Source organism: Clavibacter sp. GW821-FHT01D01 (assembly GCF_059422605.1).
In genome coordinates this window covers 83,725-106,794 of the sequence record NZ_JBWKXC010000003.1, presented here as the reverse complement: position 1 = coordinate 106,794, position 23,070 = coordinate 83,725, and the positions used below count along the sequence as shown (strand labels likewise).

General features: G+C 73.6%; 26 protein-coding genes. 16 read left to right on the top strand and 10 right to left on the bottom strand.

What is annotated here, in order from left to right; all coding sequences use genetic code 11:
- Nucleotides 1-11 precede the first annotated feature (11 nt).
- From AC07VC_RS06035 to yaaA, 8 genes are all read left to right on the top strand, one after another.
- Entirely contained in the window at nt 12-245 is a 234-nt protein-coding gene (locus tag AC07VC_RS06035) for an ATP synthase F0 subunit C (protein WP_012037850.1), read from the top strand.
- An 11-nt stretch (nt 246-256) separates the two neighbouring features.
- On the top strand, nt 257-823 hold the full coding sequence (locus tag AC07VC_RS06030; protein WP_094115477.1) for a F0F1 ATP synthase subunit B: 567 nt from the start codon (nt 257-259) through the stop codon (nt 821-823).
- Nucleotides 823-1,614 (top strand): F0F1 ATP synthase subunit delta, encoded by a 792-nt coding sequence (locus tag AC07VC_RS06025; RefSeq protein ID WP_494675499.1) that lies wholly within the window; start codon nt 823-825, stop codon nt 1,612-1,614. The genes AC07VC_RS06030 and AC07VC_RS06025 overlap by 1 nt, the downstream gene beginning before the upstream one ends.
- A gap of 55 nt (nt 1,615-1,669) precedes the next feature.
- On the top strand, nt 1,670-3,307 hold the full coding sequence (gene atpA, locus AC07VC_RS06020; RefSeq protein WP_094115478.1) for a F0F1 ATP synthase subunit alpha: 1,638 nt from the start codon (nt 1,670-1,672) through the stop codon (nt 3,305-3,307).
- Nucleotides 3,308-3,356: 49 nt separating this feature from the next.
- On the top strand, nt 3,357-4,256 hold the full coding sequence (locus AC07VC_RS06015; protein WP_317229956.1) for a F0F1 ATP synthase subunit gamma: 900 nt from the start codon (nt 3,357-3,359) through the stop codon (nt 4,254-4,256).
- Between the two features lie 36 nt (nt 4,257-4,292).
- A complete protein-coding gene (atpD, locus tag AC07VC_RS06010) occupies nt 4,293-5,753 on the top strand; it encodes a F0F1 ATP synthase subunit beta (protein WP_094115480.1) in 1,461 nt (486 codons plus the stop codon).
- A 1-nt stretch (nt 5,754) separates the two neighbouring features.
- The gene (locus AC07VC_RS06005) at nt 5,755-6,024 is read left to right on the top strand and encodes a F0F1 ATP synthase subunit epsilon (protein ID WP_094115481.1); all 270 of its coding nucleotides are present in this window, start codon (nt 5,755-5,757) and stop codon (nt 6,022-6,024) included.
- 244 nt (nt 6,025-6,268) lie between these two features.
- Nucleotides 6,269-7,024, top strand: a complete 756-nt coding sequence (gene yaaA, locus AC07VC_RS06000) for a peroxide stress protein YaaA (RefSeq protein WP_494675500.1) — start codon at nt 6,269-6,271, stop codon at nt 7,022-7,024.
- 95 nt (nt 7,025-7,119) lie between these two features.
- Here yaaA and AC07VC_RS05995 read toward each other — a convergent pair whose 3' ends face one another.
- The 3 genes from AC07VC_RS05995 to AC07VC_RS05985 all read right to left on the bottom strand — a co-directional run bounded on the left by AC07VC_RS05995 (nt 7,120) and on the right by AC07VC_RS05985 (nt 8,918).
- The gene (locus AC07VC_RS05995; protein ID WP_494675501.1) at nt 7,120-7,713 is read right to left on the bottom strand and encodes a DNA-3-methyladenine glycosylase I; all 594 of its coding nucleotides are present in this window, start codon (nt 7,711-7,713) and stop codon (nt 7,120-7,122) included.
- A complete protein-coding gene (locus AC07VC_RS05990) occupies nt 7,710-8,333 on the bottom strand; it encodes a methylated-DNA--[protein]-cysteine S-methyltransferase (protein ID WP_494675502.1) in 624 nt (207 codons plus the stop codon). Before AC07VC_RS05990 ends, AC07VC_RS05995 begins: the two co-directional genes overlap by 4 nt.
- Nucleotides 8,334-8,438: 105 nt before the next feature.
- Nucleotides 8,439-8,918, bottom strand: a complete 480-nt coding sequence (locus tag AC07VC_RS05985; RefSeq protein ID WP_094115484.1) for an Lrp/AsnC family transcriptional regulator — start codon at nt 8,916-8,918, stop codon at nt 8,439-8,441.
- Between the two features lie 230 nt (nt 8,919-9,148).
- Here AC07VC_RS05985 and AC07VC_RS05980 point away from each other — a divergent pair, with 230 nt between their 5' ends.
- Nucleotides 9,149-10,381, top strand: coding sequence for an FHA domain-containing protein (locus tag AC07VC_RS05980; protein ID WP_494675503.1), 1,233 nt, complete (start codon nt 9,149-9,151; stop codon nt 10,379-10,381).
- Nucleotides 10,378-11,211 (top strand): PP2C family protein-serine/threonine phosphatase, encoded by an 834-nt coding sequence (locus tag AC07VC_RS05975; RefSeq protein WP_317230057.1) that lies wholly within the window; start codon nt 10,378-10,380, stop codon nt 11,209-11,211. Before AC07VC_RS05980 ends, AC07VC_RS05975 begins: the two co-directional genes overlap by 4 nt.
- A 36-nt stretch (nt 11,212-11,247) precedes the next feature.
- Here AC07VC_RS05975 and dapD read toward each other — a convergent pair whose 3' ends face one another.
- Nucleotides 11,248-12,252: a 2,3,4,5-tetrahydropyridine-2,6-dicarboxylate N-succinyltransferase gene (dapD, locus tag AC07VC_RS05970; RefSeq protein WP_494675504.1), complete on the bottom strand. Its 1,005-nt coding sequence runs from the start codon at nt 12,250-12,252 to the stop codon at nt 11,248-11,250.
- Nucleotides 12,253-12,332: 80 nt separating this feature from the next.
- Here dapD and dapE point away from each other — a divergent pair, with 80 nt between their 5' ends.
- The 3 genes from dapE (at nt 12,333) to AC07VC_RS05955 (ending at nt 14,965) form a co-directional block, all read left to right on the top strand.
- Entirely contained in the window at nt 12,333-13,430 is a 1,098-nt protein-coding gene (dapE, locus tag AC07VC_RS05965) for a succinyl-diaminopimelate desuccinylase (protein WP_494675505.1), read from the top strand.
- Nucleotides 13,412-14,644 (top strand): hypothetical protein, encoded by a 1,233-nt coding sequence (locus AC07VC_RS05960; protein WP_494675506.1) that lies wholly within the window; start codon nt 13,412-13,414, stop codon nt 14,642-14,644. Before dapE ends, AC07VC_RS05960 begins: the two co-directional genes overlap by 19 nt.
- A gap of 147 nt (nt 14,645-14,791) precedes the next feature.
- Nucleotides 14,792-14,965, top strand: coding sequence for a DUF3117 domain-containing protein (locus AC07VC_RS05955; protein ID WP_012037866.1), 174 nt, complete (start codon nt 14,792-14,794; stop codon nt 14,963-14,965).
- A 134-nt stretch (nt 14,966-15,099) separates the two neighbouring features.
- Here AC07VC_RS05955 and AC07VC_RS05950 read toward each other — a convergent pair whose 3' ends face one another.
- Nucleotides 15,100-15,732 (bottom strand): O-methyltransferase, encoded by a 633-nt coding sequence (locus AC07VC_RS05950; RefSeq protein ID WP_043587585.1) that lies wholly within the window; start codon nt 15,730-15,732, stop codon nt 15,100-15,102.
- 150 nt (nt 15,733-15,882) lie between these two features.
- Here AC07VC_RS05950 and AC07VC_RS05945 point away from each other — a divergent pair, with 150 nt between their 5' ends.
- Nucleotides 15,883-16,257, top strand: a complete 375-nt coding sequence (locus AC07VC_RS05945) for a twin-arginine translocase TatA/TatE family subunit (protein ID WP_012299244.1) — start codon at nt 15,883-15,885, stop codon at nt 16,255-16,257.
- Nucleotides 16,258-16,354: 97 nt separating this feature from the next.
- Here the strand turns inward: AC07VC_RS05945 and AC07VC_RS05940 are convergent, their stop codons facing one another.
- Complete coding sequence (locus AC07VC_RS05940) at nt 16,355-17,272, bottom strand: LysR family transcriptional regulator (protein WP_494675507.1); 918 nt, start codon at nt 17,270-17,272, stop codon at nt 16,355-16,357.
- Nucleotides 17,273-17,387: 115 nt separating this feature from the next.
- On the opposite strand from AC07VC_RS05940, the gene AC07VC_RS05935 reads away from it, so the two are divergent.
- Nucleotides 17,388-17,510, top strand: a complete 123-nt coding sequence (locus AC07VC_RS05935) for a hypothetical protein (protein WP_317230063.1) — start codon at nt 17,388-17,390, stop codon at nt 17,508-17,510.
- 96 nt (nt 17,511-17,606) lie between these two features.
- Here the strand turns inward: AC07VC_RS05935 and AC07VC_RS05930 are convergent, their stop codons facing one another.
- From AC07VC_RS05930 to AC07VC_RS05920, 3 genes are read right to left on the bottom strand one after another with little or no spacing between them, the layout of a single operon-like run.
- A complete protein-coding gene (locus tag AC07VC_RS05930) occupies nt 17,607-18,782 on the bottom strand; it encodes an Mrp/NBP35 family ATP-binding protein (protein WP_317230064.1) in 1,176 nt (391 codons plus the stop codon).
- Nucleotides 18,772-19,323, bottom strand: a complete 552-nt coding sequence (locus AC07VC_RS05925) for a DUF1003 domain-containing protein (protein ID WP_317230065.1) — start codon at nt 19,321-19,323, stop codon at nt 18,772-18,774. Before AC07VC_RS05925 ends, AC07VC_RS05930 begins: the two co-directional genes overlap by 11 nt.
- Nucleotides 19,307-20,653, bottom strand: a complete 1,347-nt coding sequence (locus AC07VC_RS05920; protein WP_494675508.1) for a magnesium transporter MgtE N-terminal domain-containing protein — start codon at nt 20,651-20,653, stop codon at nt 19,307-19,309. The genes AC07VC_RS05925 and AC07VC_RS05920 overlap by 17 nt, the downstream gene beginning before the upstream one ends.
- A gap of 58 nt (nt 20,654-20,711) precedes the next feature.
- Between AC07VC_RS05920 and AC07VC_RS05915 the strand changes: the two genes are divergently transcribed.
- Nucleotides 20,712-21,383 carry a YflT domain-containing protein gene (locus AC07VC_RS05915; protein ID WP_494675509.1) on the top strand — a complete coding sequence of 224 codons (672 nt, stop codon included), beginning with the start codon at nt 20,712-20,714 and terminating at the stop codon, nt 21,381-21,383.
- Nucleotides 21,384-21,426: 43 nt separating this feature from the next.
- Here AC07VC_RS05915 and AC07VC_RS05910 read toward each other — a convergent pair whose 3' ends face one another.
- Nucleotides 21,427-23,061, bottom strand: a complete 1,635-nt coding sequence (locus AC07VC_RS05910) for an aminopeptidase P family protein (protein ID WP_494675510.1) — start codon at nt 23,059-23,061, stop codon at nt 21,427-21,429.
- Nucleotides 23,062-23,070: the final 9 nt, after the last annotated feature.

Genomic DNA, 23,070 nt, shown 5'->3' with positions numbered 1-23,070 from the left:
AGGAAACCCCAGTGGACCCCATCATTCTCGCCGAGATCAACGGCAACATCGCGACCGTCGGCTACGGCCTCGCAGCGATCGGCCCCGGCATCGGCGTCGGCATCGTCGCGGGCAAGACCGTCGAGGCCATGGCCCGCCAGCCCGAGATGGCCGGCAGCCTCCGCACCACGATGTTCCTCGGCATCGCGTTCTCCGAGGCGCTCGCGCTCATCGGCCTCGCGACCTACTTCATCTTCACCAACTAGGGGACACGCACATGCTCACGCCCCACAACGTGATGGCGGCAGGTGAAGAAGCGCCGAGCATCCTCCTTCCCGCGGTCTACGACATCGTGTGGTCGGCGGTCGTGTTCGTCGTCCTCCTGCTCGTCATCTGGAAGTACGCGCTGCCGCGCGTCTACGCCATGCTCGACGGCCGCACCGAGGCCATCGCCGGCGGCATCGAGAAGGCCGAGCGCGCCCAGGCCGAGGCGGACGCCGCCAAGGCGGAGCTGACCGCCCAGCTCGCCGAGGCACGCGCCGAGGCCGGTCGCATCCGCGACCAGGCCCGGGTCGACGCCACGGCGATCGCCGCGGAGATCAAGGAGCAGGCCCAGGCCGACGCCGCCCGGATCACCGCCAGCGCGCAGCAGCAGATCGAGGCCGAGCGCCAGCAGGCGGTCGTCTCGCTCCGGTCCGAGGTCGGGTCGCTCGCGATCGACCTCGCGTCGGGCGTCATCGGCCAGAGCCTCACGGACGACCAGCGCTCCACCGCGCTCGTCGACCGGTTCCTCGCCGACCTGGAGGCCAGCGAGACCGCCGGCAGGACGGGATCCGCCAGCTGATGGGCAGTGCATCGCGCGCATCGCTGGACTCGGCCCGCCGCGTCCTCGCGGAGCTCGGGGGCGTCGACCTGTCGACGGCCGGTCAGCTCCTCGGGGCCGGCCGTGCCATCGGCGGATCCACGCACCTGCTCTCCGCGCTGGCGGACACCGGCATCGCGCCGGAGGTCAAGCACAGCATCGTCGACCGGGTCTTCGGCGCCACCGTGCAGGAGCCGGCGCTCCGCGTCCTCCGCGCGGTCGTCGACGGCCGCTGGTCCTCGAACGGCGAGCTGCTCGCGGGCATCGAGGAGCTCGGCATCCGTGCTGCGGCCATCTCGGCGCCCGAGGGCACGCCCATCGAGGCGGAGCTGTTCACGTTCGGCCGCGCCGTCTCCACGGACGACGCCCTGGAGCTCGCCCTCGGCGACAAGCTGGGCGACCCCGTGGCGAAGTCGACGCTCGTGCACCGTCTCCTCGACGGCCGGGCGTCGGAGCAGGCGATCGTCATCGTCGAGCAGCTCGTGCAGCAGCCCCGCGGCCGCCGCATGGGAGAGCTCGTGCGCTTCGCCGCCACCGTCGTGGCCGACCAGGCGGGCTTCACCATCGCCACGGTCCGCGTCGCGTCGCCCCTGTCGCCCGAGCAGTCGGAGCGGCTCGCGCAGGCACTGAGCCGCCGGTACTCCCGGCGGGTCGAGCTGAACCAGGTCGTGGACCGCGACCTCGTCGGCGGCCTCCGCGTCCAGATCGGCGACGACGTCATCGACGGCAGCGTCGCCACCAGGATCAACGATTTGAGACTCCAGTTCGCCTGACCGGCGGGCGTCACCTCGGGGGCCGTCGGCCCTCGTGAATGCAAAGGGAAAGAAGATGGCAGAACTTTCGATCAGCCCCGACGAGATCCGGGACGCGCTCAAGGACTTCGTGCAGTCCTACGAGCCCGGCAAGGCCTCGACCACCGAGGTCGGCTACGTGCTCGACGCGGGCGACGGAATCGCCCACGTGCAGGGCCTGCCCGGCGTCATGGCCAACGAGCTCATCACGTTCGCCGACGGGACCCTGGGCCTCGCCCAGAACCTGGAGGAGAGCGAGATCGGCGTCATCGTGCTCGGCGAGTTCGCCGGCATCGAGGAGGGCATGGAGGTGCGCCGCACCGGCGAGGTGCTCTCCGTCCCCGTCGGCGACGGCTACCTCGGCCGCGTCGTGGACCCGCTGGGCAACCCCATCGACGGCCAGGGCGAGATCGCCTCCGAGGGCCGTCGCGCGCTCGAGCTCCAGGCGCCCGGCGTCATGCAGCGCAAGAGCGTGCACGAGCCGATGCAGACCGGCATCAAGGCCATCGACGCCATGATCCCGATCGGCCGCGGCCAGCGCCAGCTCATCATCGGCGACCGCCAGACCGGCAAGACGGCCATCGCGATCGACACGATCATCAACCAGAAGGCCAACTGGGAGTCCGGCGACACGAACAAGCAGGTGCGCTGCATCTACGTCGCCATCGGCCAGAAGGGCTCCACCATCGCCTCGGTGCGCGGTGCCCTCGAGGAGGCCGGTGCCATGGAGTACACGACCATCGTCGCGTCCCCCGCGTCCGACCCCGCCGGCTTCAAGTACCTGGCGCCCTACACCGGCTCGGCCATCGGCCAGCACTGGATGTACGGCGGCAAGCACGTCCTCATCATCTTCGACGACCTGTCCAAGCAGGCCGAGGCCTACCGCGCCGTCTCGCTCCTCCTGCGCCGCCCGCCGGGACGCGAGGCGTACCCCGGCGACGTCTTCTACCTGCACTCCCGCCTGCTCGAGCGCTGCGCCAAGCTCTCGGACGAGCTGGGCGCCGGCTCCATGACGGGCCTGCCCATCATCGAGACGAAGGCGAACGACGTCTCGGCGTACATCCCGACCAACGTGATCTCCATCACCGACGGCCAGATCTTCCTCCAGTCGGACCTGTTCAACGCGAACCAGCGTCCCGCGGTGGACGTCGGCATCTCGGTGTCCCGCGTCGGCGGCGACGCCCAGGTGAAGAGCATCAAGAAGGTCTCCGGCACGCTCAAGCTCGAGCTCGCGCAGTACCGCTCCCTCGAGGCGTTCGCGATCTTCGCGTCCGACCTCGACGCGGCCAGCCGTCGTCAGCTCGCCCGCGGCGCGCGCCTCACCGAGCTGCTCAAGCAGCCCCAGTACTCGCCGTTCCCCATCGAGGAGCAGGTCGTCTCGATCTGGGCGGGCACGAAGGGCAAGCTCGACGAGGTCCCCGTCGAGGACATCCTCCGCTTCGAGCGGGAGCTGCTCGACCACCTCCACCGCAACACGGAGGTCCTGTCGCAGCTGAAGGAGAAGAACGTCCTCACCGACGACATCACCGACGCCCTCGACAAGGCCGTGGACCAATTCAAGCTCGAGTTCCAGACGGGCGAGGGCAAGCCGCTCGCCTCCGTGGGATCCGAGAGGTTCGAGCCCGCCAAGGCCGAGGACGTCAACCAGGAGCAGATCGTCAAGGGCAAGCGCTGACGCGCTCGCCCCACCGATCCGCCACCGACCGAGACCGATAGGGAGACTCATGGGAGCGCAACTCCGGGTCTACACGCAGAAGATCAAGTCCGCGCAGACGACGAAGAAGATCACCCGCGCGATGGAGCTGATCTCCGCGTCGCGCATCCAGAAGGCGCAGCAGCGGATGGCGGCGTCCGCGCCGTACTCGCGTGCCGTCACGCGCGCGGTCTCGGCGGTGGCGACGTTCTCCAACGTCGACCACATCCTCACGACCGAGCCCGAGAAGGTGGAGCGGGCGGCGATCGTCATCTTCGCCTCCGACCGCGGCCTCGCCGGCGCGTTCAGCTCCAGCGTCCTGAAGGAGTCGGAGCAGCTCGCCGAGCTCCTCCGCTCGCAGGGCAAGGAGATCGTGTACTACCTCGTCGGCCGCAAGGCCGTCGGGTACTTCAAGTTCCGCAAGCGGGACTCGGAGCGCATCTGGACCGGCAGCACGGAGAAGCCCGAGTTCGAGACGGCCAAGTCCATCGGCGACGCGCTCGTGGAGAAGTTCGTCGCACCGGCGTCCGAGGGCGGCGTGGACGAGATCCACATCGTGTTCAACCGCTTCGTGTCGATCGCCACGCAGAAGCCCGAGGTCGTCCGGCTGCTGCCGCTCGAGGTCGTCGAGGGGGTGGAGGCGCCCGACCAGGGCGCCGTCCTTCCGCTCTACGAGTTCGAGCCCGAGGTGGGCGACGTGCTCGACGCGCTGCTGCCCGTCTACATCGAGAGCCGCATCTTCAACGCCATGCTGCAGTCGGCCGCCTCCGAGCACGCCGCCCGCCAGAAGGCCATGAAGTCGGCGAGCGACAACGCCGACAAGCTCGTGACCACGTACACGCGGCTGCGCAACAACGCGCGTCAGACGGAGATCACCCAGCAGATCTCCGAGATCGTCGGCGGCGCGGACGCGCTCGCCTCCAGCAAGTAACACCTCACGCTCCACGAATGAAGAAGAGAGACATCAATGACTGACACCGCCACTGCGCCGGTCGACACCGACAGGGTGGCCGGCGTCGGACGCATCGCACGCGTCACCGGCCCGGTCGTGGACATCGAGTTCCCGCACGACTCGATCCCCCCGGTCTACAACGCCCTGAAGACCACGATCACCATCGGCGAGGACTCCACGGAGATCACGCTCGAGGTCGCCCAGCACCTCGGCGACGACCTGGTCCGCGCCATCGCCCTCAAGCCCACGGACGGCCTCGTCCGCGGCCAGGAGGTGCGCGACACCGGCGAGGCCATCTCGGTCCCCGTCGGCGACATCACCAAGGGCAAGGTGTTCAACGTCACCGGCGACGTGCTCAACAACGTCGGCGGCGAGAAGATCGAGATCACCGAGCGCTGGCCCATCCACCGCAAGCCCCCGATGTTCGACCAGCTGGAGTCGAAGACCCAGCTGTTCGAGACCGGCATCAAGGTCATCGACCTCCTCACCCCGTACGTGCAGGGCGGCAAGATCGGCCTGTTCGGCGGCGCGGGCGTCGGCAAGACCGTCCTCATCCAGGAGATGATCCAGCGCGTCGCGCAGGACCACGGTGGAGTGTCCGTCTTCGCGGGCGTCGGCGAGCGCACCCGCGAGGGCAACGACCTCATCATGGAGATGGAGGAGGCCGGCGTCTTCGACAAGACCGCCTTGGTCTTCGGCCAGATGGACGAGCCGCCGGGAACGCGCCTCCGCGTGGCCCTGTCCGCGCTCACGATGGCGGAGTACTTCCGCGACGTGCAGAACCAGGACGTGCTGCTCTTCATCGACAACATCTTCCGCTTCACGCAGGCCGGCTCCGAGGTCTCCACGCTGCTCGGCCGCATGCCGTCCGCGGTCGGCTACCAGCCGAACCTCGCGGACGAGATGGGCGTGCTCCAGGAGCGCATCACGTCGACCCGCGGCCACAGCATCACCTCGCTGCAGGCCATCTACGTCCCCGCGGACGACTACACCGACCCGGCCCCGGCCACCACGTTCGCGCACCTCGACGCGACCACGGAGCTCAGCCGCGAGATCGCGTCGCGCGGTCTCTACCCGGCCGTCGATCCGCTGACGTCCACCAGCCGCATCCTCGACCCGCGGTACCTGGGCCAGGCTCACTACGACACGGCCACCCGCGTCAAGGCGATCCTGCAGAAGAACAAGGAGCTCCAGGAGATCATCGCGATCCTCGGTGTCGACGAGCTCTCCGAGGAGGACAAGGTCACGGTCAGCCGTGCCCGCCGCATCCAGCAGTTCCTCTCGCAGAACACCTACATGGCGAAGAAGTTCACGGGCGTCGAGGGCTCCACGGTGCCGCTGAAGAACACCATCGAGTCCTTCTCGAAGATCGCCGACGGCGAGTACGACCACGTCGCCGAGCAGGCGTTCTTCAACGTGGGCGACCTCGACGACGTCGACCGCCGCTGGTCCGAGATCCAGAAGGAGAACGGCTGACATGGCCCGCGCTGATCTCACGGTCACCGTGGTCTCGGCGGACCAGCAGGTCTGGTCCGGCCAGGCCTCCATGGTCGTCGCGCGCACGAGCGAGGGCGAGATCGGCATCCTCGCCGGTCACGAGCCGCTCCTGGCGATCCTCGCGACCGGCAACGTCCGCATCACGCAGGACGGCGGTGCCGTGATCACGGCCGACGCCGACGAGGGCTTCCTCTCGGTCGAGAACGACAACGTCACCGTGGTCGCGCGACAGGCAGCACTGGTCGCGTAGCACCACCTCCGTCCGACGGCGGGCGGTCCCCTCGGGGGCCGTCCGCCTTCGTGCGTCCGGGGCCCGAGCGGTCAGCGGGGTGCGTCACTCCGCGGCGCGGCCCGCAGCCGGGGTGCGGCGTGCGGTACGCGCTGCTGTGCTCGATCGGCAGCCTCCCCCTTCTGAGTCCACGTCCCGTCCACGTCCCGTCTCGTCTGCATCCCCGTCCCCGGCCGCCCGCGGCCGCCTCATCCCCGGAGGTCCCGTGCTCGTCCTGCTGCCCCCGTCCGAGACGAAGCGCGACGGCGGCGAGGCCGGGACGCGCCTCGACCTCGACCGGCTCGCCTTCCCCGAGCTGACCGCGGAGCGTCGCACCGTCGTGCGCGCCCTGGCCGAGCTCGCCCAGGACGCGGACGCCGCCGCGCGCGTCCTGAAGCTCGGGCCGCGCCAGGCGGTAGAGGTGCAGCGCGACCGGGTCGTGGAGGCGTCGCCCACCATGCCGGCGCTGCTGCGCTACACGGGAGTGCTGTACGACCCCATCCGCGCCGACGCGCTGGATCCGGCGGAGCTGGAGTTCGCGGGCCGGCATGTGGCCGTCCACTCGGCCCTCCTCGGTCCCGTGCGCGCCACCGACCCCATCCCCGCCTACCGGCTCTCGCACGACAGCCGCCTGCCCGGCCTCCGCCTGAAGGCCCACTGGGCCGCCTCGGTCCGCCGGGTCCTCGAGGGCGTCCCGGGCCTCGTCCTCGACCTCCGCTCCGACGGCTACGCGGCCCTCGGCCCGCGACCGGGGCACGAGGACTCCGCCGTGGTGCGCGTCGTCGCGCGCGGGGCGGACGGCACGGTACGGGCCCTCAACCACTTCAACAAGAAGGCCAAGGGCGAGCTCGTGCGGGCGCTCATCCTCGGCGGGCGGGACCTCGCGTCCGTCGCGGAGCTCCTGGACTGGGCGGCGGCGAGCGGCCTCGAGCTGTCCCGCGGAGCCGACGGCGAGCTCGTGCTGGTGGCCGCTCCGCACTGACCGGAGGCGCGCCGACCGGAGGTGCGCCGACCGGGGCGTCCGGCCGATGGGCGCCGCCGGCCCCGCGGGCCACGCGGGGCTCGGGGGCCTCGGGGTCAGTCGGCCCGGTGGCAGCCGACGACGTGGTCGTCGACCAGCCCGGAGGACTGCATGAGCGCGTAGACCGTCGTGGGGCCCACGAAGCGGAGACCGACCGCCTTGAGCTCCCGGCTGAGGTCCGTCGACCCGGGGGTGACGGCCGGGATGTCCGCCGCGGTCGCCGGCCGGGAGCGGGTCGCGGGATCCTCCGCGTGCGCCCACACCAGGCGGTCGAGGGCACCGTCGCCGCGGGCGTCGAGGAGGGCGCGCACCGCACGCGCGTTCCCGCGCGCCGCCACGATCTTGGCGCGGTTGCGGATGATGCCGGCGTCGCCCATGAGCCGCTCCACGTCGTGCTCCTCCATGGCCGCGACCAAGTCGATGTCGAACCCGTGGAAGACCTCGCGGAACCGCGGCCGCTTGCGGAGGATCGTGATCCACGACAGACCCGCCTGGAATCCCTCGAGGCACAGCTTCTCGAAGAGCGGCCGGTCGCCGTGGAGCGGGCGGCCCCACTCCTCGTCGTGGTACCTGCGGTACTCGGGGTCGGCCGCGGACCAGGCGCACCGGGCGAGGCCGTCGTCCCCGGTGACGAGCGAGGCCGCGGTCACGAGGCGAGCACCGATCCCTCGAGCGCGAGCAGCCGCACCTTCGTCTCGACCCCGTCGCCGGCGCTGAAGCCGGTCACGCGACCGTCGGCTCCGAGCACGCGGTGGCAGGGGATGAGCAGGCACAGCCGGTTGGCGCCGACCGCGCCGCCCACAGCGCGCGCTCCGCCGGGCGTGCCGGCCGCCGCGGCGAGAGCGCCGTAGGTGGTGACGCCGCCGTGGGGGACGCGCGCGAGGGCCCGCCAGACGGCGACCTGGAACGGGGTGCCGCGGAGCGCCAGGGGCACGTCGAGCACCGGGCGCCGCCCGGCGAAGTAGTCCCGCAGCTGGCGGGCCGCCTCCTCGAGGACGGCGCTCGGCCGGTCGTCGAGGTGGTCGAGCGGCAGCCGGTCCGCCGTCGCGATGGACAGCGATGCGACGCGGTCCCCCTCGGCCACGATCTCGAGCCGGCCGACGGGGGAGGGCATCCGGAGGAGCGCGCCCCCCGGCGGCAGGGCCGGGACGGCGGGCGGGAGGAGCGGCTCGGCGTCCGCGGGCGCGCCGGAGGATGCTGGCGCGCGAGGCGTGGACGTGGCGCGCGTCGCCCGCGCGGGCCGCAGCGCGGCAGGGGAGGAGGGGGTCATGCGGCGACGGTACGGCGGGAGGCGTCGATCACGCGGCGCGCCCGCGGGTCGGGGGAGTGCCGGCCGGCGACGGGACGCGGGAGGAGCCGGAGCGCGGCGCCGGGGTCACCGCGACCGCCCGTGGCCGTCCTGCGTGTGCACCTTGAGGTACACGAACGTCTCGGTGCTCACGACGCCCTCCAGGCCCCGGATGCGCGCGTTGAGGAGCTCCACGAGCTCCTCGTCGTCCTCGCAGACCACCTCGGCCAGGAGGTCGAAGGTGCCGGCGGTCATGACGACGTAGTCGACCGCGGGGATGGCGGCGAGGGCGTCCGCCACGATGCGCACGTCGCCGCTCACGGTGACGCCGATCATGGCCTGGCGGGTGAGGCCGAGCTGCTGCGGGTCGGTGAGGGCGACGATGCGGATGACGCCGGCGTCCGTCAGCTTCTGCACGCGCTGGCGGACGGCGGCCTCGCTCAACCCGACCGCCTTGCCGATCTCCGCGTACGAGCGCCGGCCGTCCTCGCGGAGCTGGTCGACGATGGAGCGGGAGATGGCGTCCACGGGGAGCCCCCGGGCGGAGGGGCGCTGCGGGGTGCTCATCGTCCGAGCATGGCAGTCCGGAGGGGGCCGGGCAACCGGATCCGCGGCCGCCCGCGCCCCGAGCGGTGCAGATGCCCCTCCGAGCGGTCCCGGAGGCGGCGTGATCCGGTGGCCGCGCACCCCTCGGCCGGGGCACGCGCGCGCGGTAGCATCGTGTGCAGCGCGTCCGGCCGCCCGAGGCCCGTCGCCGACCGCCCGACCGGGCGCCGATCCTCGATGGAGCCGATGACGTGAGCGAGGGCTCCCACCGATCCGCTCCCGCCCGCGCGGGCTCCCCGGGCCTCGCGGTCGTCACCCCCCGCGCCGTCGTCGTGCTGCCCGCGGGAGCTCCCGCGCGGGTCGTGGAGGACGTCTGGCGGATCCTCGCGAGCCCGTCCGTGCAGGCGGAGTCGATCGTCGCGGCGCTGCCGCTCCGCGGCCCGGACGAGGTGCCCTCCTTCGCCGTGCTCGTGCACGAGGGCGGCGATGCCGCCGGGGTGCGCCTCCAAGCGGTCCTCCGCGGCGACGCGGTCGTCGACGTGGAGGCCGGCGACGCCGACGGCCTCCCGGCGGAGCCGCGCCGCGTCGACGCGCGCCAGGCGCAGCCGTTCTACCTGGCCACCCTCGACCGCGTCCGCGCCTACCGCGCCGGCGCCTCCGCGGATCACGCCGCCGCGGACGCGCCCGGCGGGCTCCCGGTGGTCGCGGGTGCCGTCGCCGCGGACGCCGTGGCCTGGCGCCTCGACCTGCCGGGCGCCGCGGCGCACGGACGCGCCGCGGACGGGCCCGCCGCGGCAGTCGCCGCCGTACCGGCACCCCCCGCCGCCCCACCGGCAGGCACCGCCGGTCCCGTCCCGACGGATCCGGCGCTGGGTGCGACCGTCCTCGACACCCCGGATCCCGGCGCGCCGGACCCGCATCCCGCCTCGGCCGCTGCCACCGGGCCGGGAGCCGCGTCCGCCGACGCAACCGGCACCTCCGGGAGCCGTTCCGACGCGGCCGCCCGTGCCCGCTCCGCCGGCATCCCGACGGTCGCGATCCGCACCCTCCCGGAGGACGACGAGGACGACGCGACGCGCAGCGTGCACGCGTTCCGCGTCGTGCGCGAGGGCCGGCCGCCGATGGGCGGGGACGACGGGCACGACGGCGGACCCGGGGGCGGATTCACCGGCGACAGGATCCCGCTCGACGCGCCGGTCATCGTCGGCCGACGCCCGCGGCCGCCGCGCGTCGTGCGCGGCCCGGAGCCGCGCCTCGTGGCCGTGCCCTCGCCGCTCGGCGAGATCTCGGGCACCCACGTCGCGCTGCGGCAGGACTCGGGCGTGGTCGTCGTGACCGACCTCGACTCCACCAACGGGACCGCGGTGCTGGCACCGGGCGCCGAGCGGCTGGTGCTCCGGCCCGGCGAGTCCCTCGTGGTCGTCCCCGGCACGCGCATCGACCTGGGCGACGGCGTCGTCCTCGAGATCCTGTCCGCCCGATGACCGCCATCGGAGAGGACGTCGCGGAGACCTCGCTCGCCCTGCCGGACGGCCGCGCCCTCGTCCTCGGCTGGGCGTCCGCGACCGATCGCGGGCTCCGCCGCGACCACAACGAGGACAGCCTGCTCGCCGCCGTGCCCTACTTCGTCGTCGCCGACGGCATGGGCGGGCACGCGGCCGGCGACGTCGCGAGCGATGCCGTCATCCGCCGCCTGGCCGAGGAGCAGGGGCGCGCCGAGTCCGGATTCGCGGATCCCGAGGGCGTGGAGCCCGCGCTCGATCGCGCCGTGGACGACATCCGCGAGGAGACCGGGGACCTGGAGCTGCACGCCGGCACGACCGTCACGGGCGCCTGCCTCACGCTGGTGTCGGAGCGTCCGTACTGGGCCGTGTTCAACGTCGGGGACTCCCGCGTGTACCAGCTGCGCGGCGACGTGCTCGAGCAGGTCACCGTCGACCACTCGGTCGTGCAGGAGATGGTGGACGCCGGCCGCCTCACGCGCGCCCAGGCGGACCGGCACCCGGACGGCAACATCATCACCCGTGCGGTGGGCGTCGGCGACGCGGCCGAGGCGGACTACTGGCTGCTGCCGGTCACGGCGCGGCTCCGCCTTCTCGTGTGCTCCGACGGGCTGACGAAGGAGCTGTCGGACGCGGAGATCCGCGGCCACCTGCTGCGCGCGGACGACGCGGCCACGGCCGTGCGGGACCTCGTCGTGCACGCGCTCGAGAACGGCGGACGCGACAACGTGACGGCGGTCGTGGTCGACGTGCTGCGCATCGACCCGCCCGCGGACGCTCCCGCCCCGCGCCGGCGGGTCCTGCGGCGCTGACGCCCGAGTCCGGACGCCGCGCGACGCGGACGGGAGCTAGGCGTGCAGCGCCTCGTTGAGGATCGCGCCGCCGCCGCGCCGCGGGACCGCCTCGACGGCCCCGGTGAGCGAGTTGCGGCGGAACAGGAGCCCCGGCCGACCCGACAGCTCCACGGCCTTCACCTGCGGCGTGCTGCCGTCGGCACCGGGTGCCGCGCCGACCAGGAGGACCTTGGTGCCGGCCGTCACGTAGAGGCCGGCCTCGACGACGCTGTCGTCGCCGATGGAGATTCCCACGCCCGAGTTCGCCCCGAGGAGCGCCCGCTCGCCGATCGTCACGCGGTCGGTGCCGCCGCCGGAGAGCGTGCCCATGATGGACGCGCCGCCGCCGACGTCCGAGCCGTCGCCGACGACGACGCCCTGCGAGATCCGCCCCTCGACCATCGAGGAGCCCAGCGTGCCGGCGTTGAAGTTGACGAACCCCTCGTGCATGACGGTGGTGCCCGGCGCGAGGTGCGCGCCGAGGCGCACGCGGGACGCGTCGGCGATGCGGACGCGGTCCGGGGTGACGTAGTCGAGCAGCCGCGGGAACTTGTCCACGCCGTGGGCGGCGATGCCCGCGCGCTGGAGGGACGGCCGGAGGCGGTCGAAGTCGTCGGGGTGCACGGGGCCGGCGTTCGTCCAGACGACGATGGGCAGGTGGCCGAAGATCCCCTCGAGGGACAGCCCGTTGGGCCGCACGAGCAGGTGGCTGAGCAGGTGGAGGCGGAGGTAGGCGTCGGGCGTCGATGCCGGGGGCGCCTGCAGGTCGATCTCGACGGTCACGATGTCGACCGTCACGCCGCGACGAGGATCGGCCACCGCGAGCTCCTCCACCCATGCCGGCGCGATCCAGCGGTCGCGTCCGGCGGGGAGCGCGCCGAGCTCCGGCGCGGGGAACCAGGTGTCGAGGACGGTGCCGTCGGAGGCGACCGTGGCGAGGCCGTAGCCCCACGCGGATCCGGAGGCAGGGGCGGACCCGGCGGCAGGCGCGGCGGACGAGGACGGAGCGGGGGAGGCCATGCGGCCAGCGTACCGATCGGGCGGCGCCCGGCCGGGTGCTCCCCGGTGGGGCGCACCGCCCCCGACCTAGGATGTTCGGCATGCCGACCGACACCCATGCCGTGCCCGAGCTCGACCTGACCGCGGGGAGCGTGGAGGTCACCCGCCGTATCTGCGACATGGAGTCCGTCTCCGGGGACGAGGGCCCCCTCGCGGACGCCATCGAGCGCGCCCTCGCCGGCTGCGCCCACCTCGACGTGGAGCGGGACGGCGACGCGGTCATCGCGCGCACGCACCTCGGCCGCGACCGCCGCGTCGTCATCGCGGGGCACATCGACACCGTGCCGCTCAATGGCAACCTCCCCACGCGCACGGAGCACGAGGACGGCGTGGAGTACCTGTGGGGGCGCGGGACCGTCGACATGAAGGCCGGCGTCGCGGTGCAGCTGGTGCTCGCGGCCGAGCTCGACGACCCCGCCTACGACATCACGTGGATCTGGTACGACCACGAGGAGGTCTCCGACAGCCTCAACGGCCTCGGCCGGCTCGCCCGCACGCGCCCGGAGCTGCTGGAGGGCGACTTCGCCATCCTCGGCGAGCCGACGCGCTCCGAGATCGAGGGCGGCTGCAACGGGAACCTCCGCGTGGAGGTCCGCGCGTTCGGCAAGCGCTCGCACTCGGCCCGCTCCTGGGTGGGCGAGAACGCGATCCACCGCATCGCGCCGGTGCTCGCCATGCTGGCCGCGTACGAGGCGCGCGAGGTCGAGGTCGACGGGCTGGTCTACCGGGAGGGGCTGAACGCGGTCGGCGTCTCCGGCGGCATCGCCGGCAACGTCATCCCCGACGAGGCGATGGTGCACGTCAACTACCGCTTCGCCCCGAGCCGCTCGGGCGCCGAGGCCGTCGAGCACGTGACCGGCCTCTTCCCCGGCTTCGAGATCACGGTCGTCGACCTCGCGGAGGGCGCGCGCCCCGGCCTCGACGCGGCCATCGCGCAGCCGTTCCTCGCCGCGGTCGGCGGCGAGGCGCGTCCCAAGTACGGCTGGACCGACGTCGCCCGCTTCAGCGCCCTCGGCGTGCCGGCCGTGAACTACGGCCCCGGGGACCCGCTCCTCGCGCACGCGGACGACGAGCGCGTCGACGTCGCGCAGATCACGTCGTGCGAGCGCGGCCTCCGGGCGTGGCTGACGGCGCGCTGACCCGGCCCGCGTGGCGCGCACGGGTCGACGACCTCCCCGCGGCGCGCCGGGCCCCGCTCCTGCCGTGGTGGGCCGCGGTCCTCGGGATCTACGTCGCCAGCCGCGCGCTCACCACGCTGCTCATGGTGCTGTCGGCCCGCGGCCAGATCCGGAGCCCGTGGGCCGACGCGTCCCCGACGTACCTGCGGTTCGCGACGTTCTGGGACGCGGGCTGGTACCGCGACATCCTGACCTCCGGCTATCCGTCGGTCCTCCCCGTGGACGCCGCCGGGCACGTCCAGGCGAACGCGTGGGCCTTCATGCCCGTGTACCCGGCGGTCGTGGGCGCCGTGCAGCAGGTGACCGGGGCGTCGTTCGCGGTCGCGGCCGTCGCCGTGTCGGTCGTGGCGGGCGCCGGCGCCGTCCTGGTGCTGCACCGGCTGCTGTCGCGCTTCCTCTCCCCGTCGTCCGTCATGACGGCGGTCGTCATCGTCTGCGTGGCGCCGGTCTCGCCGCTGTTCCAGGTGGCGTACGCGGAGAGCCTGCAGACGCTCCTCCTCCTCACGGCCCTGCTCCTGCTCGTCGACCGGCGCTACGCCCTCCTCGCCCCCGTCGTCGTGGTCATGGCGTTCACCCGGCCGCTCGGGCTGGCCTTCGCGTTCGCGCTGCTGCTGCACGGCGTCCTGCGGCTCGCGTCGGCCCGGCGTGACCCGTTCCCGCGCGCCGAGCGCGCCCGCCTCGTGCTCGCGGGGATCTCGGCCTTCGTCGCGGGTGCCGCGTGGCCCGTCATCGCCGCGATCCGCACCGGATCGGTCACGGCGTACACCGACACCGAGCTGTCCTGGCGGGCGGCCTACGTCGGGTACCGACACCTGGTCCCGTTCGAGGCGTGGTTCGACGCCGGCGGCTTCTGGATCGGCGGCCCCCTGGGGACGATCGCCGTCCTCCTCGTCGTCGCGGCGTTCGCGCTCATGCTGACGCTGCCCTCCGTGCGCGCGCTCGGTCCCGACCTCCGCATCTGGATCGCGTCGTACGGCCTCTACCTCCTCGCCGTCTTCTTCCCGCAGTCGAGCCTCTTCCGGCTCCTGCTGCCGATGATCCCGCTGGCCGGCGCGCTCGCCGTCCCGCGATCCCGGACCTGGCGGGTCGCCGTCGTGGCGGCGATGGTCGTCGGGCAGTGGCTCTGGATCGACCTCCTGTGGCGCGCCACCGCGGGCGATTGGACGCCGCCGTGACGACGTCCTCCTCGCCGCGCCCCGCGGCCCGCGCGCGCCCCCTCCACGCCCGGACGGGGGCGCCGCGGCCGTAGCACGGCGCCGCGCGTACATCGAGGGCCGTGTCGATGCGGGATAATGGACGCACATCCACGAAAGGGGAGCCGAATGGCAGCCATGAAGCCCAGGACCGGCGACGGACCGATGGAGGCCGTGAAGGAGGGCAGGCTCATCATCGTGCGCGTGCCCTTGGAGGGAGGCGGACGACTCGTCGTCTCCGTCAACGACGCCGAAGCGAAGGAGCTTCACGACGCCCTCGCCGCGGTCACCAGCGCGAGCTAGTCGGAACGCACATCACGCGGCAGCGCCCGCCCCGTCGACGACGGGGCGGGCGCTGTCGCGTTCCGGTGCCATCGTGGTCCGCGCCGCGCCGCGCCGCGCCGCGCCGCGCCGCGCGGCCGGTGCCGGCGCCGGTCTCAGCGGCCGGTCTTGGCGATCTGCAGCAGGCCGTCGCCCGCGGGGGACAGGGACGCGACGACCGCACCCGAGCCGGCCGTCTCCTGCACGAGCGTGCGGAACGCGGCGGTCTGCGCGTCGCGCGCGGCCGGGTTCTGCACGCGCCCGCGCCAGAGCGCGTGCGGCACGAGGACGAGACCGCCGGTACGGGCGAGGCGGAGGCCGTGCTCGACGTACTCGATGACCTGGGCGGGATCCGCGTCCACGAGCACCAGGTCGTAGCTCGCGTCGCTCATGCGGGGCAGCACGTCGAGCGCGCGACCCGTGATGAGGCGGACGCGGTTCGCCGGGACCTCGGCGTCGGCCAGGATCTCGCGCGCTGCCTGCTGGTGGTCGAACTCCACGTCGATGCTCGTGAGCACGGCGCGCGGCGCCCCGCGGAAGATGCAGAGGCCGGAGACCCCGGCGCCCGTGCCGATCTCGATGACGCTGGTGGCGCGGGTCGCGGCGGCGAGGAGGGAGAGCTGGGCGCCGACGGCGGGGGAGACGGCCTCGATGCCGAGCTCGCGGGAGTGCTGGCGGGCCAGGGCGATGTGCTCGTCCTCCACGACGACGTCCTCGGCGAACTTCCAGCCGGTCTCCTGGTCGGACACGCGGCACCTCCCTCTTCCGGGTCCCCAGGGTATCGGCCCGCGGACGGACGCCCGACCGGGGCGTGTCCGGTGGCGCCCCGATGCGCCGCGCAGGCTGACGGGAGCCTGCGGGCGGGTGGAGATCGGGCATCTACCGGCTAGCCTGTGATCATGTTCGGCCTGACGTTCGAGAAGCTGATGCTCATCGGCATCATCGCCGTGTTCCTGCTCGGCCCCGAGCGGCTGCCGATCTACACCCAGAAGCTCGCGGATCTGGTGAAGGCGGCCCGCCGCATGGCCACCGGCGCCCGGGAGCGCATGCGCGACGAGCTCGGCCCGGAGTTCGACGAGGTCGACTGGAAGAAGCTCGACCCGCGCCAGTACGACCCGCGCCGCATCATCAAGGAGGCGCTGTTCGAGGACGAGCCGGTCGTCACGAAGCCGCGCGTGCCCGTCGAGACCACGATCGCCCGCCGTCAGCGCCTGGAACGCGAGGCCGCCGCCGCCTCCGCCCAGCCCGCGCCCTTCGACGCCGAGGCGACCTGACGCCCGTCGTCCGACGCTGACGCCCGATTCCCGACGCCGGATGCCCGGCGCGGCCTGATCGGCTGCTCGGGCCATCCGCGTCCACGCCGCACGGCGCTCAGCCGTTCGCGCTGAAGCGCGCGTCCACGGTGCGCGCCTCCTCGCGGAGCGCGTCCACGACGGCCCGCACCGACGGCCGCTCGGCGCGGTCGGGCCGCAGCAGCACGTGCACGTGGCGCCGGGACACGACGCCGGTGAGCCGCTTCACCACCACGCCGTCGTGCTGACCCGCCGTGTAGCGGGGCAGCAGCGCGATCCCGTGCCCCGCGGCGACGAGGGACTCGGTGATGCGCGTGTCGTTGACGCGCTGGACGACCCGGGCGGGGGCGCCGAGAGCCTGCTCGATGTCGAGGAGGATCCGGTCGAAGGGGAGTCCCTGCGGCACCCCGATCCACGGCTCGCCGCCGAGGTCGGCGGGGCTCACGGATGCGCGGCCGGCCAGCCGGTGGCCCGACGGCATGGCGACGTCGAGCGGCTCCACCATGAGCGGGACGATGACGAGGCCGAGCCCGCGCCAGGTGCCCGCCCCCGCGAGCGAGTGCGCGATGACGACGTCGAAGTCGGCCGTGAGGTCGGCGAAGGCCCGGGAGGCCGGGTCGCGGTCGCTGGCGCGCACGGTGAGGTCGGCGATCACCGCGACGCGGTCGAGGAGGCCGGGCAGCAGCATCTGCCCCGCGGTGGGGAACATCGCCAGCGTGACCTCGCCCGCGGGCTGGTGCCGGAAGTCCTCCCAGAGCGCCTCGGCGCGCGCGACCGCGACGGCGATGTCGGTGGCCGTGCGGGCGAGCGCGCGGCCCGCGTCGGTGAGGACGATGCCGCGCCCGGACCGCTCGGTGAGCGGCACCCCGGCCTCCCGCTCGAGCACCTTGAGCTGCTGGGAGACCGCGGACGGGGTGCGCCCGGCGGCGCGCGCGACGGCCCCGACGCTGCCCCGGTCGGCGAGCTCCCGGAGGAGCTCGAGGCGGCGGATGTCCATGTAGGCAAGCTACACGACCAGGCAAGGACTATGAGCTTGTCCTGAACGATGAGCGGTGGTCTCCTGGAGGTGCGGCGGAATGCGCCGCCATCCGCCTTCCCGCAGGAGCACCACCATGACCGTCTTCCTCATCGCTGTCGCCGCCCTCTCCGTCTCCGCCGTCGCCGGCACCGTCGTCATCACCGCGCGCGACGGCTATCGCGCCGTGCCGACCCGCACGCACCGCAGCCACGTCTAGGCAGCACGCGCAGCACCGACGAGGAGGACGACAGCCCCTGGGCTGCCGTCCTCCTCGTGCGTCACGGGGCCGCCGCGGCACCCCTGCGCGTGCCGCCTAGGACACGGAGAGCCCGAGCCGCCGTCCCGCGAGGCCGCGGCCGCGAGTGGCCAGGTGATCCGCGACGCGCTGGATCTGGACCGCGGCGGGGTCGCCGGGCGCGGCCAGGACGAGGGGCGCGCCGGCGTCGCCTCCCTGCCGGAGCGCGACGCTGAGGGGGACGCTCGCGAGGAGGGGGACGGGCTCGTCCTGCCCCGCCGACAGGCGCCGCGCGACCTCCTCGCCGCCGCCCGCGCCGAAGAGCTCGAGCACCGACCCGTCGGGCTGCGCGAGCCCGGCCATGTTCTCGACGACGCCCGCGACGCGCTGCCCGGTCTGCCGGGCGACGAGCCCGCTCCGCTCGGCGACGTCGGCCGCGGCCGGTTGCGGCGTGGTGACCACGAGCACCTCGGCATGCGGGAGGAGCTGCCCCACCGTGATGGCGACGTCCCCGGTGCCGGGCGGCAGGTCGAGCAGCAGCACGTCGAGGTCGCCGAAGAAGACGTCCGTGAGGAACTGCTGGATGGTGCGGTGCAGCATCGGGCCGCGCCAGGACACCGCGGTGCCGCCCGTGGCGTCCGGGTCGAGGAACATGCCGATGGAGATGACCTTCACGCCGTGCGCGACGGGCGGCAGGATCATGTCGCCGACGCGGGTGGGCTGGGCCGTGCGTCCGTCCCGGTCGACGAGCCCGAGGATGCCCGGGATGGAGAATCCGTGCACGTCGGCGTCGACGAGGCCGACGGCGAGCCCCCTCGCCGCGAGCGCGACCGCCAGGTTGGCCGTGAGCGTCGACTTGCCGACGCCGCCCTTGCCGCTCGTCACGGCGTAGACGCGCGTGAGGCTGTCCGGACCGAAGGGGATGCCGCGCTGGGCGGCCGGGCCGCGGAGCCGCTCGGTGAGCGCTCGACGCCGCTCGGGGCTCATCACCCCGACGGTGAGCTCTAGGCGCATGACGCCCGGGACGGCCGCGACGGTCTCGCGCACGTCGCGCTCGATGGAGGTCGCCGCCGGGCAGCCGACGATCGTCAGGGCGATGTCGACGTGCGCCACGCCCCCGTCCTCGACGCGCACGTCGGAGACCATGTCGAGCTCCGTGATGGGGCGGCGGATCTCCGGGTCCACGACGCGCGCGAGCGCCTGCCGCACCGCGTCCGCGGTGAGCGGCCCCGTGCCGGCGGCCTCAGCGGCCATGCGTCCTGCGGCGGCCCTCGGCCTCGGCGTCCTCCGCCTCGGGGTCGTCACGGCGGTCGAGCTCCTCGAGGAGCTGCCGGAGCTCGGCGCGGATGAAGTCCTTCGACGCCACGTCCTTCATCTGCAGGCGGAGGGAGACCACCTCGCGGGCGAGGTACTCGACATCGGCGACGTTGCGCTCGGCGCGCTGCCGGTCCTGCTCGATCTGCACGCGGTCGCGGTCGTCCTGGCGGTTCTGCGCGAGGAGGATGAGCGGCGCGGCGTACGAGGCCTGCAGCGAGAGGATCAGCGTGAGGGCCGTGAAGCCGAGCGCCGCGGAGTCGAAGCGGGCGGACTCGGGTCCGTACGTGTTGTAGACGATCCACGCGACGCAGAACAGCGTGAGGCCCACCAGGAACCACGGCGTGCCCATGCCCCGCGCGATGGACTCGGTGAAGCGGCCGAACCGGTCGCGGCTCGCGCGGTTGCGCATCGGGAGGACGGTGGTACGGAGGCCCTTGGGGGCGTCCAGGCGGACGTCGCGGTTACTCTGCCGTGCCACGGGGGATCCTCCGTCCTCGTACGGGTCCTGCGGTGGGGATGGCGGCCGTGGCCGTGCCGTGGAAGCGGGCGGTGGCGCGCTTGCGGGTCTCCCGCTCGGCGTCGGCGCTGCGCCAGTCGTCCGGGAGCAGGTGGTCGAGCACGTCGTCGATCGTGACCACGCCGACGAGGCGGTGGTTCTCGTCCACCACGGGCACCGACACGAGGTTGTAGCTCGCCATGATGCGGGAGACCTCGGCCGCGCTGGTGTCGGCGCGGACGGGCTCCAGGCCCTGGTCGAGCAGCGTGCCGAGGCGCTCGTGCGGCGGGTAGCGCAGCATGCGCTGGAAGTGCACCATGCCGAGGAAGCGGCCGGTGGGCGGCTCGTACGGCGGGAGGGTGACGCACACGGCCGCGCCCAGGGTGGGCGCCAGCTCGTGCCGGCGGATGAGCGCGAGGCCCTCCGCGACGGTCGCGTCGCCCGACACGATGACCGGGTCGGTGGTCATGAGGCCGCCCGCGGTGTCCGGCGCGTAGCTGAGGAGCATGCGGACGTCGTCCGCCTCCTCCGGCTGCATCAGCTCCAGCAGCGCCTCGCCGCGCTCCTCTGAGAGCTGCGCGATGAGGTCGGCCGCGTCGTCCGGCTGCATCTGGTCGAGCACGTCGGCGGCGCGGTCGTCGTCGAGCGTGGCCATGATCTGCACCTGCTCGGACTCGGGCATCTCCTCGAGCACGTCGGCGAGCCGGGCGTCGGGCAGCTCCTCGGCGACCTCGAGGCGGCGCGCCTGCGGCAGGTCGAGCAGGGTGTTGGCGAGGTCGGCGGGCAGCAGGTCGGAGTACGCGGCGAGGAACTGCGAGGCGGACTGCGCGACGCCGTCGTCCTGCAGCTCGGCGACGTCGCTCCACGTCGCGAAGATGGTGGCGCCCTTGGCGAAGGGGGAGGGGCTGGTGCGCGGTCGGCGGCAGAAGAGCTGCGACACCTCCCACTCGGCCTGGCCCGACTCCTCGATGGCGACGTCCTCGATGACGGCGTTCCCGGACCCGTCGCGCATGCTCACGCGGCGCCCGAGGATCTCCGCGATGACGCGCACCTCGCCGCCGCGCTGCTCGAAGCGGCGCAGGTTGATGAGTCCCGTCGTGATGATCTGGCCCGAGCCGATGCTCGTGACCCGCCCGATGGAGAGGAACACGCGGCGCTTGCCCGGGATCTCGACGATGAGGCCCACGACGCGCGGCGGATCGTCCTTGCGGTAGACGACCAGCACGTCGCGCACGCGCCCGACGCGGTCGCCTGCGGGGTCGAACACGCTGCACCCGGCGAGCCGGGCGACGAAGACTCGGGAGGCGCTCACAGAGCCAATCTAGTCGCTCGCCCAGCCGCCGCCCGGCACCGGGTGGGACACTGGATCAGTGACCTCACCCCTCCTCGGACGCAGCTCCCGTGCCCGCATGCCCCGGCTCCCGAAGGGCGAGCCCGTGGCGACGTACGAGACGTACGACGAGGCGCAGAAGGCCGTCGTCACGCTCGCCGAGGCCGACTTCCCCGTCACGCAGGTGAGCATCGTGGGCAACGAGCTGACGAGCGTGGAGCGCGTCACCGGCAAGCTGACGTCCGCCCGCGCCGCGGCCGCGGGAGCGGCCAGCGGCGCATGGCTGGGCCTGTTCCTGGGGCTCGTGACGTTCCTGTTCTCGCCGGTGCCGAACATCTCGTCGGTCATCGGCGCGGTCATCATCGGCGTCGGCTTCGGCGCGATCTTCGGCATCGTCAGCTACAGCATCACGCGCCGCCGCCGCGACTTCACCTCCGTCATGCAGGTCACCGCCACGAGCTACTCGGTGGTCGTCGAGCCCGACTCGATGCACCGCGCCCGCGACGTGCTCGGCATCGGGGGAGTCGGCACGTCGGTCTACGGCGAGCCCGTGGTCACCACCCCGCCGCCCGCGGCGGCACCGGCCTCGCGTCCCGCGGGTCCGTACGGGGAGCGCCTGCCCGAGGCGGGCGGACCGGAGGCCCCGGAGCCGACCGCGCCGCCGACCTCGACCGACCGGCCGGTGGGCGAGCAGGGCGCGCAGGGGGTCTGATCCCCGCGCGCCCCGTCCGGCGACACCCCGCCCGGCTCGGCGGCTAGGAGCGCCCGGCCATCCACGCCTCGACCTCGTCCGCCGTGCGCGGGATGCCGGCGGACAGGTTCTCTGCTCCGTCGCGCGTCACGAGGACGTCGTCCTCGATGCGCACCCCGATGCCGCGGAAGCGCTCCGGCACCGTGAGGTCGTCGGGCTGGAAGTACAGGCCGGGCTCGATCGTGAAGACCATGCCGGCCTCCACGATCCCGTCGATGTACATGTCGCGCCGTGCCTGCGCGCAGTCGTGCACGTCGAGGCCCAGGTGGTGGCTCGTGCCGTGGACCATGTACCGGCGGTGGTGCTGGTTGTCGGCCTCGAGCGCCTCCTCCGCGGTGACGGGCAGCATGCCCCAGTCGGCCACGCGACGGGCGATCACCTTCATCGCCTCGGCGTGCACCTCGCGGAAGCGGATGCCGGGGCGCACGATCGCGAGCGCCGCGTCGGCCGCCTCGCGGACCGCCTCGTAGACCTCGCGCTGCACGTCGGTGAAGGTGCCGGAGACAGGGAGGGTGCGGGTGATGTCGGCCGTGTAGTAGCTGTCGAGCTCGACGCCCGCGTCGATGAGGATGAGGTCGCCCGGGACGACGGGGCCGTCGTTGCGGGTCCAGTGCAGGATGCAGGCGTGCGGTCCGGAGGCGGCGATGGTGTCGTAGCCCACCGTGTTGCCGTCAGCCCGGGCCCGGGCGTTGAAGACGCCCTCGACGACGCGCTCGCCGCGCGCGTGCGCGGTGACGGCGGGCATGTCGGCGACGACGTCGGAGAAGCCGCGGCCGGTGGTGTCGACGGCTTCCCGCATCTGCCGGATCTCGTACTCGTCCTTCACGAGGCGGAGCTCCGACGCGTCCCGTGCGAGGACGGCGTCCGCGTCGGACGCGTCGTCGGCGAAGCTGCCCGCGGCCCGGGCATCGTCGACGCGGGCGGCGATCACGGCGTCCGCCTCGCGGATCACGCGGACGGGGCCGCCGGCGTCGATGGCCGCGTCGACCCGGGCGAGGGGCGCGGTGGCGATGCCGAGGTCGGCGGCGACCTGCCGGAGCGACGGCCGCGGTCCGATCCAGAACTCGCCGATCTCGGCGTTGGCGTAGAACTCGTCGCTGTCGCGTCCGGCGCGCTCGCGGAAGTAGAGGGTGGCCTCGTGGCCCGTGCCGTCGGCGGCGGACCCCGGGGCCACGGGCTCGAGCACGAGGACGGCACCGGGCTCGCTGTCGGAGCCCCACCCGGTGAGGTGCGCGAACGCGGAGTGGGCCCGGAAGGGGAATTCGGTGTCGTTGCTGCGCTGCTTCAGGCGGCCCGCGGGGATCACGAGGCGCGTGCCCGTGTGGAGCGCGGACAGGCGGCGACGGCGCTCGGCCGCGTAGGCCGCCTGCTCGCGCGCGGGCGGGTCGACCTCCTCGCGGTCGGCCCAGCCCGTCGACACGAAGTCGCTGAACGCGGTGCTCGCGGGGGTGGTGCTGCGGTTGGACGTGGCGCGGGGAACGGGCGCGGCGCCGGATCCGCCGGCGTCCGAGGCGGCGGGGGCGGTGACCGCGGGGGCCGCGGTCTCGGTCGTCGCCAGCGGCGCGGCCGGGTCGGCGGCGATCTCGGCGGCGGCGGACTCGCGCGTGGTCTCGGACGTGGTGTCGGTGTTCTCGGCCATCCCTCGATC

Coding starts and splice junctions, on each gene's coding strand:
- AC07VC_RS06030 (WP_094115477.1), top strand. CDS start 257: ATGCTCACGCCCCACAACGTGATGGCGGCAGGTGAAGAAGCGCCGAGC.
- AC07VC_RS06025 (WP_494675499.1), top strand. CDS start 823: ATGGGCAGTGCATCGCGCGCATCGCTGGACTCGGCCCGCCGCGTCCTC.
- atpA (WP_094115478.1), top strand. CDS start 1,670: ATGGCAGAACTTTCGATCAGCCCCGACGAGATCCGGGACGCGCTCAAG.
- AC07VC_RS06015 (WP_317229956.1), top strand. CDS start 3,357: ATGGGAGCGCAACTCCGGGTCTACACGCAGAAGATCAAGTCCGCGCAG.
- atpD (WP_094115480.1), top strand. CDS start 4,293: ATGACTGACACCGCCACTGCGCCGGTCGACACCGACAGGGTGGCCGGC.
- AC07VC_RS06005 (WP_094115481.1), top strand. CDS start 5,755: ATGGCCCGCGCTGATCTCACGGTCACCGTGGTCTCGGCGGACCAGCAG.
- AC07VC_RS05990 (WP_494675502.1), bottom strand. CDS start 8,333: ATGACCCCCTCCTCCCCTGCCGCGCTGCGGCCCGCGCGGGCGACGCGC.
- AC07VC_RS05985 (WP_094115484.1), bottom strand. CDS start 8,918: ATGAGCACCCCGCAGCGCCCCTCCGCCCGGGGGCTCCCCGTGGACGCC.
- AC07VC_RS05975 (WP_317230057.1), top strand. CDS start 10,378: ATGACCGCCATCGGAGAGGACGTCGCGGAGACCTCGCTCGCCCTGCCG.
- dapD (WP_494675504.1), bottom strand. CDS start 12,252: ATGGCCTCCCCCGCTCCGTCCTCGTCCGCCGCGCCTGCCGCCGGGTCC.
- dapE (WP_494675505.1), top strand. CDS start 12,333: ATGCCGACCGACACCCATGCCGTGCCCGAGCTCGACCTGACCGCGGGG.
- AC07VC_RS05955 (WP_012037866.1), top strand. CDS start 14,792: ATGGCAGCCATGAAGCCCAGGACCGGCGACGGACCGATGGAGGCCGTG.
- AC07VC_RS05945 (WP_012299244.1), top strand. CDS start 15,883: ATGTTCGGCCTGACGTTCGAGAAGCTGATGCTCATCGGCATCATCGCC.
- AC07VC_RS05940 (WP_494675507.1), bottom strand. CDS start 17,272: ATGGACATCCGCCGCCTCGAGCTCCTCCGGGAGCTCGCCGACCGGGGC.
- AC07VC_RS05935 (WP_317230063.1), top strand. CDS start 17,388: ATGACCGTCTTCCTCATCGCTGTCGCCGCCCTCTCCGTCTCCGCCGTC.
- AC07VC_RS05930 (WP_317230064.1), bottom strand. CDS start 18,782: ATGGCCGCTGAGGCCGCCGGCACGGGGCCGCTCACCGCGGACGCGGTG.
- AC07VC_RS05910 (WP_494675510.1), bottom strand. CDS start 23,061: ATGGCCGAGAACACCGACACCACGTCCGAGACCACGCGCGAGTCCGCC.